This window comes from Sphingorhabdus wooponensis (assembly GCF_003933235.1).
GTDB classification, from domain to species: Bacteria; Pseudomonadota; Alphaproteobacteria; order Sphingomonadales; family Sphingomonadaceae; genus Sphingorhabdus_B; species Sphingorhabdus_B wooponensis.
Genome location: NZ_RWJI01000001.1, coordinates 1,610,838 through 1,622,879, shown reverse-complemented (window position 1 = coordinate 1,622,879; position 12,042 = coordinate 1,610,838). Strand labels below are relative to the sequence as shown.

The following is a 12,042-nucleotide window of genomic DNA, read 5'->3' as shown; positions in this document are numbered from 1 at the left end:
GACGGGCCAACGTCTTCTTCGCGTCTTCGTGCGAAACAAAATGGATGCAACGCTTGCCGGCTGCGAATTTCGGCGCGACTTCGCCGCCGCAGGCCCCTCCGTCAGCCGTTCCGGCTGCTACCTCCCCGTGCCGGGGAGGATTTGGGTTATTTGGCCTTTTCCAGCACGGCTCTCCCACTCTTCGTCATCCTGAACTAGTTTCAGGATAACGCACCAAACACGAATGGCTTTCTGAAGGGGGCGGCAATGGTGGTTTGTTATCCCGAAACAAGTTCGGGATGACGACAGGGGGTGTCGGGATGACGAGAGGAGGTTTCGGGGTTTCCGGTGCGCAATTCTCTGCGTTCTTTAAGCCTTTGCTTTAATCTCTCACTTTGCCTTCGCCAGCATCGGCTTCAAATAATGCCCCGTATAGCTCGCAGCAACCTTCACCACATCCTCCGGCGTGCCTTCGGCGACAATCTCGCCGCCCTTAACGCCGCCTTCGGGGCCCAAGTCGATGATCCAGTCTGCGGTCTTGATGACGTCGAGATTATGTTCGATGACCACCACGCTGTTGCCCTGTTCCACCAAACGGTGGAGCACTTCGAGGAGTTTGCGGACGTCTTCGAAATGCAGGCCGGTGGTGGGTTCGTCGAGGATATACAGCGTCTGGCCAGTGGAACGGCGGCTGAGTTCTTTGGCGAGCTTCACGCGTTGCGCTTCGCCGCCCGATAGGGTCGTTGCCTGTTGCCCGACCTTGACATAGCCCAAGCCAACCTCCGCCAGCATCGCCATTTTGTCGCGGATCGGGGGGACGGCCTTGAACACCTCCACCGCGTCCTCCACCGTCATGTCCAGCACGTCGGCGATGGAGAGGCCCTTCCATTTGACCTCCAATGTTTCGCGGTTGTAGCGTTTGCCGTTACATTCCTCGCACGTCACATAGACGTCGGGCAGGAAGTGCATTTCGATCTTGATCAGGCCATCGCCGCTGCATGTTTCGCAGCGTCCGCCCTTGACGTTGAACGAGAAACGCCCCGGCTTATACCCGCGCGCGGCGCTTTCGGGCAATTGCGCGAACCAGTCGCGGATGTTGGTGAACGCGCCGGTGTAGGTCGCGGGGTTTGACCGTGGCGTGCGGCCAATGGGGGATTGGTCAATGTCGATGACCTTGTCGCAATGTTCTAACCCTGTGACCTTGTCATGCGCGCCCGCAATGACGCGCGCGCCGTTGAGGCTGCGGGCCGCAGAGGCGTAGAGCGTGTCGATGGTGAAGCTGGACTTGCCGGAGCCTGATACGCCGGTGATGCAACAGAATGTGCCAAGCGGAATGCTCGCGGTGACGTTCTTCAGATTGTTGGCGCGGGCGTTGTGGACGGTCAGCTTCTTCTTATTGCCCTTGCGCCGGGTCTTGGGCACCGCAATCTCGCGCGTGCCATTCAGATAGGCGGCGGTCAGGCTGTCTTTTGATTTCAGGATTTGCTTCAGCGTGCCTTCGGCCATGACGGTTCCGCCATGGACGCCCGCGCCGGGGCCCAAATCCACCACCCAGTCGGCGGTGCGGATTGCGTCTTCGTCATGTTCGACCACGATGACGGTATTGCCAAGATCGCGCAGGCGGCGCAGCGTGGCGAGCAGGCGATCATTGTCTTTTTGATGCAAGCCAATGCTGGGTTCGTCGAGCACATAGAGCACGCCCGACAGGCCGCTGCCGATCTGGCTGGCCAATCGGATACGTTGGCTTTCGCCGCCCGACAGCGTGCCGCTGGTCCGGTCAAGGTTGAGATAATCCAGCCCGACATTGTTGAGGAAGCCAAGCCGTTCGTTGATTTCCTTAAGGATTGCCTTGGCAATTTGCTGCTGCTGATTGGTGAGCGTCTTATCGACGCTGCCAAACCACTCCAGCGCGTCCCCGACGCTCATGCGGGTGGGTGTGGCGATGTCTACGCCAGCGATTTTGACGCTGAGGGCTTCGGGTTTGAGGCGCGCGCCATGGCAGGTTTCGCAGGGCTGCGACGTTTGATATTTGCTCAACTCTTCGCGCATCCACGCGCTGTCGGTTTGTAGCAAGCGGCGGTTGAGATTGCCAATGACGCCCTCAAACGCCTTGCGCACCGTATATTCCTTGCGCCCGTCCTTAAACGTCAACTCCACCGCCATGCCGCCCGTGCCGTGCAGGATGATGAGCTTCTGTTCGGGGAGCAAATCTTCCCAATTGGTATCGAGGTTGAAGCCATAGGCTTTTGCAAGGCTGGACAGCACTTGCATATAATAAGGGCTGGGCGGGTTCGACTTCGCCCAAGGCACAATCGCGCCTTTTTTGAGGGACAGATGTTCGTTGGGGACCACCAGTTGCGGGTCAAATTCCTGCCGCTCACCAAGGCCGTCACAATCCGGACAAGCACCTTGCGGGGCGTTGAAGGAGAACAATCGCGGCGCGATTTCGGCGATGGTGAAGCCGGAAACGGGGCAAGCGAATTTTTCGGAGAAGACAATGCGGTTGGCGGGCAGGCCAGTGCCCTTCATCGCGCCGCCAGTGACGTTCGTGGACGCAGGCGAGAATGTCGCGCGCGCTTCGCCAAATGCGGTTGGCACGCCATCGGCATTTTGCGTTTGCAACTCCGCAACCGTGGTGTCGGCCAGATCGACAAACGCCAAGCCATCGGCCAGTTTCAACGCCGCCTCAAAACTTTCGGCCAAACGCTGCTGAATGCCATCCTTGACGACGATGCGGTCAACGACAACTTCAATGTCATGCTTATATTTCTTGTCGAGCGCAGGCGCCTCTTCAATCGCATAAAGTTCGCCGTCGATGCGTACGCGGGTGTAGCCCGAACGCTGCCATTCGGCGAGTTCCTTGCGATATTCGCCCTTGCGGCCTTGGACGACGGGCGCGAGGAGGAAGGCGCGGGTGCCTTCGGGCAAAGCCATGACGCGGTCGACCATCTGGCTGACGGTTTGGGCGGTAATCGGCAGACCCGTCGTGGGCGAATAAGGCACGCCGACGCGCGCCCATAATAGCCGCATATAATCGTAAATCTCGGTCACCGTCGCGACGGTTGAGCGCGGGTTGCGGCTTGTCGTTTTCTGCTCGATGGAGATTGCGGGGGATAGCCCCTCAATATGCTCGACATCGGGCTTTTGCATCATCTCCAGAAACTGGCGCGCATAAGCGGACAGCGATTCGACGTAGCGACGCTGCCCCTCGGCATAAATGGTGTCGAAAGCGAGGCTGGACTTGCCGGAACCGGACAGGCCCGTGATGACGATAAGCTTGTCGCGCGGCAGGTCGATATCGACGCCCTTGAGATTATGCTCGCGCGCACCGCGCACCTTGATGTGGGTGAGTGACATAGTATAGCTTGTTCCAGATTTGTTCTAAATGCGCAAGTGCGCGTGTTGATATAGACCTGGGCTAAAAATCATCGCATTTCAAGCTAGGCTTTTGCCGTATGTTGCATCCATGCGCATTTGCGGACGTCGGAATAACGGCAGTGGCGGCGCAGGAATGACTGCCGATTGATTTTCCGCTTCTAACGCGTTCGAAAGCATGCTTGAGTAGGTCCATGGAAACTGAACTGCGTAACCACCCGATCAGCGGCGAACCGCTTCCCGTCGCAACGCCAGCGGCAACAATGGTCATTTTTCGGAAGAACCCGAATGGCGGCGCGCCGTTATTGCTGATGGTCGAGCGTATCAAAGCGATGGCCTTTGCCGGAGGTGCGGCGGTCTTTCCCGGTGGAAAGGTTGACCCCGCCGATTTCGATTATGCGCAGATGTTGGAGTCGCCTTTGCCGTTGGATGAGGCCGCGGCGCGACTTGCCGCGATCCGCGAGACGATAGAGGAGGCTGGGCTGGCGCTTGGGCTGTCCGGCGTTTCGGACGCTGCCAATTGCGTTGCGGCGCGGGCGGCGTTGCATGATGGCGAAAGCCTGCAAGCCGTCTGCAACCGCTTTGGCTGGACGCCGGATTTTGCACAGCTTGTGCCATGGTCACGCTGGCGCCCGCCTGCCTTTGAAAATGCCAGCCGCGTTTTTGATACGCGTTTCTATCTCGTGGATGCGGGTGATACCACGCCCGTTGCAACGGTGGACCAGACCGAGAACCGGATGCTGTTTTGGGCAACGGCGGCTGAGGTTTTGGAAAAAGCAGATGAAGGCCAAGTGAAGATCATCTTCCCCACGCGGCGCAATCTGGAACGGCTGGCGATGTTCGGTGATTTTGACGCGGCGGCTGCGCATGCCGCAGAGCATCCCGTATCAACGGTGCTGACCTATATCGATAAACGCGCGGATGGAAGCTGGCTATGCATCCCAGATGGCCATGGCTATCCTATCATACAGGAACCGCTCGGTAGCGCCCTGCGGGGGTAAGTTCCCCTCCCGTAAGCGGGAGGGTGTTTGCGTCAGCTTGTTATTAATCCTCGGGCGCAATCGTGACTGTCAAGCCATCAAGCGCATCGCTGACGGGGATCTGGCACGACAAGCGTGAGGTTTCGTTGCGGTGATCGGTGCTGTCGAGCAAGTCGTCTTCGTCGGCGCTCATTTTCGGCAGTCGATCGGAAAAAGCAGGGTCGATATGCACATGGCACGTCGCGCAGGAGCAGCAGCCACCGCACAAAGCGAGCAATTCGTCAAAACCATTGTCGCGGATGACTTCCATAAGCGACAGGCCGTTTTCGGCTTCGACTTCGCGACCTTCGCCGTTACGTGAAATTACCGTGACTTTGGCCATGAGCTGCTCCCTATATTCTGAATGTTGACGGTCTGATAGGTTGCACCTGCGGACATGTGAAGCCCTAATTTAATGGGGATAAGTTAGGTGCTGCCCTTGGCCAGCGCCGCGCCAGCGCCTATGTCCGCAGTCAATAGAATCAGAAAGACAATATATGACCGAAAATCGCCACGCCCCTGTCATCATCATTGGTTCCGGTCCCGCCGGATATACCGCCGCCGTTTACGCTGCACGCGCGAACCTGACACCTATGATGATCACGGGCGTTGAAGTCGGTGGGCAGTTGATGACAACGACGGAAGTCGACAATTGGCCCGGCGACGATGCGGGTGTCATGGGCCCTGAATTGATGGAGCGGATGCGCAAGCATGCCGAACGTTTTGGCACGCGTATTGAGAATGATTATATTGAGAAAGTCGATTTTTCGAAACGGCCATTCGTCCTGACAGGCGGGGCAGGTGATTATACTGCGGACTCTGTCATCATCGCGACAGGTGCAAGCGCCCAATATCTAGGGCTGCCGAGCGAAACTGCGTTCATGGGCAAGGGCGTGTCGGCCTGCGCCACCTGTGACGGTTTTTTCTACCGCAACAAACCCGTCGCCGTGATCGGCGGCGGCAATACGGCGGTGGAAGAGGCGTTATATTTGGCAAACATCGCCAGTCACGTTACCCTGGTCCACCGCCGCGACAAGTTAAAGGCAGAAAAAATCCTTCAAGACCGCCTGTTCGCGCGTGAAGCAGAAGGCAAAATCACCATAAAATGGAACCACAGGCTTGATGAGGTTCTGGGCGACGCGATGGGCGTTACGGGCATGCGCATCGCAGCGACCGACGGTAGCGGGACCGAAGATATTGAGCTACACGGTGTATTCATTGCGATTGGTCACAAGCCAAATACGGGCATTTTTGAAGGCCATCTCGATATGGCTGGCGGTTACATAAAGGTGCGCGGCGGCTTCGAAGGTCAAGCAACCGAAACCAGCGTCCCCGGCGTTTTTGCCTGCGGTGATGTGATGGACCATATTTACCGTCAGGCCTGCACGAGCGCCGGCACAGGCTGCATGGCCGCATTGGATGCCGAAAGGTTCATCGACGCCGTGGCTTAACGGCGTTAGGCCCCCGCTTTCTTCTCCTGCCGAAATTTGTGCAGCAGCGGCTCGGTATAGCCATTGGGTTGCATGGCGCCTTCGAATATCAAGGCACGGGCGGCCTTTAGCGCAAGGCTTGCTCCGTCTAGCTTTTCGTAGAGCGGATCGCCTGCATTTTGGGTGTCGACCTTGCTTGCCATCTTGGTAAGCGCGGCGTCTACTTGCGCCTCGGTCGCAATGCCGTGGAGAAGCCAGTTGGCGATATGCTGGGACGAAATGCGCAGCGTGGCGCGATCCTCCATAAGGCCAATGTCATCAATGTCGGGCACTTTGGAACAGCCAACGCCTTGGTCAACCCAGCGCACAACATAGCCCAATATACCTTGCGCGTTGTTTTCTAATTCTTGGGCCACATCCTCCGCCGACCAGTTATGACCAACGGGGGCGACGGGAATGGTCAGTAGCGGCTCAAGGCCCGGCGTCGGTTCCTTGGCGAGTTCTGCCTGACGGGCGAATACGTCGAACTGGTGATAATGCATTGCGTGCAAGGTTGCAGCTGTGGGTGACGGCACCCAAGCTGTGTTTGCGCCAGCCTTGGGATGGCCGATTTTCTGTACCATCATATCGGCCATCATGTCGGGCGCGGCCCACATGCCCTTGCCGATCTGCGCCTTACCGCTGAGGCCACAGGCAAGGCCGATTTGGACATTGCGGGCTTCATAAGCTTGGATCCAGGATGATGTTTTCATCTCGGCTTTGCGGATCATCGGGCCAGCGTGCATGGCCGTGTGCATTTCATCGCCGGTGCGATCGAGAAAACCGGTGTTGATGAAAACAATTCGGTCGCGAACGGCGTGAATACACGCGGCAAGATTTGCGCTGGTACGGCGCTCCTCGTCCATCACGCCAACCTTGATCGTGTGGCGTACGAGGCCAAGCACATCTTCGACCGCATCGAACAGGTCGTTGGTGAACGCGGCTTCTTCGGGGCCGTGCATTTTTGGTTTGACGATGTAGATGCTACCCGCGCGGCTGTTACGATATGTACCCAGCCCTTGCAGGTCATGCAGCGCGCAGAGTGACGTAAACAAAGCGTCGAGTATACCCTCGGGCGCCTCACTACCGTCGGCCAGCAATACAGCCGGATTGGTCATCAGATGCCCGACATTGCGCACAAACATCAGGCTGCGGCCGGGTAGAGTGAGGCCGTCATACACGCGGTCTGCCTCAAGTGCGCGGGTGATGGTCTTGCCGCCTTTGTCAAAGCTTGCAACCAGATCGCCCCGCATGAGTCCAAGCCAGTTGCTATAAGCTGCGACTTTATCATCCGCATCAACCGCAGCAACTGAGTCTTCCAAGTCGATAATTGTTGTCAGTGCCGATTCAAGGATAACATCGGCGATGTGTAGCTCGTCGGTGGCACCTACAGGATGCTGCGGATTAACCACGACTTCGATGTGCAGGCCATGATGCTTGAACAAATAACGGGTGGTGTCACCCGATTGTGTCTTCGCCACGAAATAGGGATTGTTGCCGCCCGCTAAAGCCGCCTGCCAACCTGGAATGCTGGCATCAAGAAATTGGCGTGCATATGCAACAACTGCGTCGCCGCGGTCGGTGTCATAGCCACCGGGCCGGGCTGCGGGTGCCGACAGAGCGTCAGTACCATATAGCGCATCATAAAGGCTGCCCCAGCGCGCATTTGCGGCATTGAGAACGAAGCGGTCATTGAGGCTTGGCACGACAAGTTGCGGTCCCGCCATCGTCGCAATTTCCGCATCAACATTTTGCGTACCAATGCGGAACGCCTCAGGCTCGGGAACCAGATACCCAATTTCGCGCAAGAAGGTTTGATAGCCTGCCATGTCGGTAATTGGGCCGGGATTGGCGCGATGCCATGCGTCCAGCTTGGCTTGTATATCGTCGCGTTTGGCCAGTAGCTTCCGGTTGTGGGGTACAAAGCGCCCTAGAATATCAGATAGGCCCTGCCAGAGAGTATCTGCAGCGATGCCTGTACCGACAATTGCGGAATTCTCGACAAATTCGGAAAGCTGTTCGGCAATTCGAATTCCGGCACGCGTTACATATTTGGTCATTATCTGGCTCCAGTAAATATGGTGCCTGGGGAGATTTTTATCGTTGCGCAACCCATTAACGGCTGTTGCCCAACGACAAAAGGAAAAAAGGGATAACTGGTTAATATGGCGGCACGCAATGCATTAGGCCAAGGTAAAATATACCTGAGTTCAATCAAGCATAACCTGTCTAGTGTCACGCTTGCATCCTCTGCCTCAGCGGCTTAATGATAGGACAGTCATCTGGGGAGTAGCCAGTCGTTCCACCCGAACGAGACATGCATCAACATATTTGGCCGAGAGGTCATGGTGCATGTGGGACCACAAGGTCGAAAAAGATCATGTGGTTCAAGGCGAGACCAATGGCATCGGTTATCCGTTCTGGTCGGGCGGGGTGGCCGGTGGCATTGCGTCGAAAAACTGCCTGACCCAGGATATTTTTATGGAAATCTTTTTCACATCCACCTTGTTGGTTGCTGTTGCCGAAATTGGTGACAAGACGATGCTTTTGGCAATATTACTTGCCACCCGGTTCAAAAAGCCGATCCCGGTGATCGCAGGGATATTTACCGCTACCATCGCCAATCACGCACTCGCCGCATGGGCGGGCAGCGCGCTTGCCACAATTTTTATGAGCGACACTTTCGGTTATGTTGTGGCGATTGGTTTCATATTGATGGCTGCATGGACGTTGGTTCCAGACAAGGTGGATGATGATATAAAAGTGGTGTCGCAAGGTGGGGCATTTATTGCGACCACAATCGCTTTTTTTGTTGTCGAAATGGGTGATAAGACGCAGGTCGCGACGATAGCGCTGGGTGCCCAATATCATGCAGTTTGGGCGGTTGCTGCTGGCACGACATTGGGCATTATGATTGCCAATGTACCAGCGGTCTATTTAGGCGAGAAGCTGGTCGCGAAAATCTCGTTACGTACGGTGCATATCATCGCTGCTGTAATGTTCCTTCTTCTGGGGCTTGGGCAGTTGTGGGAGTTGTCGAACCGCGCCTAAGCTGTTAGGCGCGCCGCAGATATTTTAGCTTCGGAAACAAAGTGACATGACAGACAGCATTAAGAAAGTCGTTCTTGCTTATTCGGGTGGCCTCGACACCAGCGTCATCCTGAAATGGCTGCAGGTTGAATATGGCTGCGAAGTTGTGACTTTCACCGCTGATTTGGGTCAAGGCGAGGAGCTCGAACCTGCGCGGGCAAAGGCTGTGCTGATGGGTGTCCCTGATCATCATATTTATATTGATGATTTGCGCGAAGAATTTGTCCGTGATTTTGTCTTCCCAATGATGCGCGCTAATGCACGTTATGAAGGCGACTATCTATTGGGTACGTCGATTGCGCGGCCGTTGATTTCGAAACGGTTAATTGAGATTGCGGCAGAAACAGGCGCGGATGCCATTGCGCACGGCGCGACGGGTAAGGGTAATGACCAAGTTAGGTTCGAACTGTCGGCTTATGCGCTCAACCCCGATATCAAGGTTATCGCCCCCTGGCGTGAATGGGATCTGACCAGCCGCACGCGGCTGATTGAATGGGCGGAACAACATCAAATTCCTGTGCCAAAAGACAAACGGGGCGAAAGCCCGTTTTCAACCGACGCGAACCTTCTGCACACCTCGTCCGAGGGTAAAGTGCTTGAGGACCCGTGGGATGAAACACCAGATTATGTCTATTCGCGGACGGTTAACCCCGAAGACGCGCCAGATACGCCCGAATATATCACTATTGATTTTGAAAAAGGCGACGGCGTTGCGCTGAATGGTGAAGCCATGTCGCCAGCGACATTGTTGGCAGCGTTGAATGAATTAGGCCGCAAGCATGGCATTGGACGACTTGATTTGGTGGAGAATCGTTTCGTCGGCATGAAATCGCGCGGCATGTATGAAACGCCCGGCGGCGAGATTTATGCGCGTGCCCATCGCGGCATCGAAAGCATCACGTTGGACCGCGGCGCAGCGCATTTGAAAGATGAGCTGATGCCCAAATATGCTGAGCTTATCTACAATGGCTTTTGGTTCTCACCAGAGCGTGAGATGTTGCAGGCCGCGATAGACCATAGCCAAGTTCATGTGTCCGGCACCGTTCGGTTGAATCTCTATAAGGGGCTTGCAAGCGTGGTTGGTCGCAAATCGCCCAACAGCCTGTATAGCGAGAAGGTTGTGACGTTCGAAGACGACGCAGGTGCCTATGATCAGAAAGACGCAGCGGGCTTTATCAAGCTGAACGCGTTGCGTTTGCGTTTGCTGGCAGGGCGTAAAGGGTAACTCCTGCGCTAAGGCACAGAGGACGCAGCTGACAAAATAGAAGAAAGTTCTTTGGACACGCGAAGGTTTAATTGCCTAATTAAAGCTGATACGCTCCTGCTGAGAAAAGAGGAGAGTCGACATGCATGATCTGGTTATTCGTGGCGGAACCGTAGTTGATGGCACGGGTGCAGCGCGCTTTTTGGCTGATGTAGCGGTCGATGGCGGCGTGATTACTGCGGTTGGCCAAATCAGTGCAGCAGGCCGCGAAGAAATCGATGCGACTGGTAAGGTCGTCGCGCCCGGATTTGTTGACATTCACACCCATTATGATGGCCAAGCTACGTGGGACAGTGAAATGGCGCCATCTAGCTGGCATGGTGTCACCACGGTCGTCATGGGCAATTGCGGCGTTGGTTTTGCGCCGGCGCGCAAAGAGAAGCATGAATGGCTAATCGGCCTGATGGAGGGTGTGGAGGATATTCCTGGCACAGCACTGGCTGAAGGTATGAAGTGGGATTGGGAGAGTTTTCCCGATTATTTGGACGCATTGGAACGCCTGCCGCGAACAGTGGATATCGGCACGCATGTTCCGCATGGCGCGTTACGCGCATATGTGATGGGAGAGCGCGGCGCGGATAATGAAGAGCCTACGGCTGCAGACATATGCGAAATGGGGCGGTTGGTTGAAGAAGGCGTGCGCGCAGGTGCGCTTGGCATTTCCACCTCGCGGACCGTTTTGCACAAGTCAATCGACGGTGAGCTTGTCCCCGGCACCACAGCAACCGAACCGGAGTTGTTGGCGCTTGGCCGGGCGATGGCCCGTGCCGGACATGGTGTGTTTGAATTGACGTCGGATCTATTGCCCGAATGGGATGAATTCGGCTGGATGCACCGACTTTCGGCAGAAACGGGGCAGCTAATTGTTTTTACGATGCTGCAATCTCCCATTAAGCAGATGCATTGGACGGACCAGATGTCGGCAATGCGGTCGGCGAATGACAATGGCGCAAATATTGTCGCGGCGATTGGGTTGCGGGGCATCGGTGTCATTATGAACTGGCGCGGTACAGTGCATCCATTCATGCGCAAACCAAGCTGGCAGGCGATTAAAGACCTTGGATGGGATGCGCAAAAAGCAAAGTTGGCTGACCCTGCGTTCAAGGCGCAGTTGCTGGCAGAGGAAAATCTGCCACCACCGTCCCCAGATATGGCGCCATTTTTCATGCTCGTGACCGCGGCATGGGCGATGCAATTCCCGTTGACGGACGATTTTAGCTATGAGCCTACACGGGAAGAAAGCGTCTTCGGTTTTGCCAGTGCTGCGGCCAAAGATTCTGCTGAATTTGCCTATGACCAGCTAATGTCAGATGATGGCAATGGGATGATATATTTGCCAATCCTAAACTATATGGACGGCAATCTGGAGTTTACCAAAGAGCTGCTGGAGGCAGAGGATACGTTAGCGTCGCTTTCGGACGGCGGGGCGCATTGCGGCACTATTTGTGACGCAGCCGCGCCGACATTCCTATTGAGCTATTGGGCGCGCGACCGCAAAGCTGGAACGATTCCGCTGGAATTGGCGGTGAAGCGGCAATGCCATGACACCGCGGCGCTTTATGCACTGAATGACCGTGGGTTGCTGAAGCCCGGCTATCTTGCGGATATCAACGTGATCGACTTTGACACGCTGAAACTACAAAAACCTTGGTTGGCGTTTGATCTGCCCGCTGGCGGAAAGCGCTTGCTACAAAAGGCGACAGGTTATGTCGCGACCATCAAGTCCGGTGTGGTTACCTTCCGCGATGGACAGATGACCGGTGCCCTGCCCGGCACAGTGATACGCGGTCCGCAAAGCGTGCTGATGGCTGAAGCGGCGGAGTGAGGGGAACTTAAAACCAAAATT

General features: G+C 56.0%; 8 protein-coding genes and 1 riboswitch. Of the genes, 5 read left to right on the top strand and 3 right to left on the bottom strand.

Going from position 1 to position 12,042, the window contains the following annotated elements; genetic code table 11:
* Positions 1-369 precede the first annotated feature (369 nt).
* Positions 370-3,336, bottom strand: coding sequence for an excinuclease ABC subunit UvrA (gene uvrA / locus D7D48_RS07925; protein ID WP_125230752.1), 2,967 nt, complete (start codon positions 3,334-3,336; stop codon positions 370-372).
* A gap of 212 nt (positions 3,337-3,548) precedes the next feature.
* Between uvrA and D7D48_RS07920 the strand changes: the two genes are divergently transcribed.
* Positions 3,549-4,355, top strand: a complete 807-nt coding sequence (locus tag D7D48_RS07920) for an NUDIX hydrolase (RefSeq protein WP_245964379.1) — start codon at positions 3,549-3,551, stop codon at positions 4,353-4,355.
* Between the two features lie 43 nt (positions 4,356-4,398).
* Here D7D48_RS07920 and D7D48_RS07915 read toward each other — a convergent pair whose 3' ends face one another.
* A complete protein-coding gene (locus D7D48_RS07915) occupies positions 4,399-4,716 on the bottom strand; it encodes a 2Fe-2S iron-sulfur cluster-binding protein (protein WP_125230751.1) in 318 nt (105 codons plus the stop codon).
* 154 nt (positions 4,717-4,870) lie between these two features.
* Here D7D48_RS07915 and trxB point away from each other — a divergent pair, with 154 nt between their 5' ends.
* On the top strand, positions 4,871-5,824 hold the full coding sequence (gene trxB / locus D7D48_RS07910; RefSeq protein ID WP_125230750.1) for a thioredoxin-disulfide reductase: 954 nt from the start codon (positions 4,871-4,873) through the stop codon (positions 5,822-5,824).
* Between the two features lie 5 nt (positions 5,825-5,829).
* Here trxB and D7D48_RS07905 read toward each other — a convergent pair whose 3' ends face one another.
* The gene (locus tag D7D48_RS07905; protein ID WP_125230749.1) at positions 5,830-7,902 is read right to left on the bottom strand and encodes a malate synthase G; all 2,073 of its coding nucleotides are present in this window, start codon (positions 7,900-7,902) and stop codon (positions 5,830-5,832) included.
* Positions 7,903-8,113: 211 nt separating this feature from the next.
* A riboswitch (yybP-ykoY riboswitch) is annotated at positions 8,114-8,231 on the top strand.
* 92 nt (positions 8,232-8,323) lie between these two features.
* Here D7D48_RS07905 and D7D48_RS07900 point away from each other — a divergent pair.
* The 3 genes from D7D48_RS07900 (at position 8,324) to D7D48_RS07890 (ending at position 12,021) form a co-directional block, all read left to right on the top strand.
* Complete coding sequence (locus tag D7D48_RS07900) at positions 8,324-8,893, top strand: TMEM165/GDT1 family protein (protein WP_125230943.1); 570 nt, start codon at positions 8,324-8,326, stop codon at positions 8,891-8,893.
* Between the two features lie 46 nt (positions 8,894-8,939).
* Positions 8,940-10,157, top strand: a complete 1,218-nt coding sequence (locus tag D7D48_RS07895) for an argininosuccinate synthase (protein WP_125230748.1) — start codon at positions 8,940-8,942, stop codon at positions 10,155-10,157.
* Positions 10,158-10,278: 121 nt separating this feature from the next.
* Positions 10,279-12,021 carry an N-acyl-D-amino-acid deacylase family protein gene (locus D7D48_RS07890; protein WP_125230747.1) on the top strand — a complete coding sequence of 581 codons (1,743 nt, stop codon included), beginning with the start codon at positions 10,279-10,281 and terminating at the stop codon, positions 12,019-12,021.
* Positions 12,022-12,042: the final 21 nt, after the last annotated feature.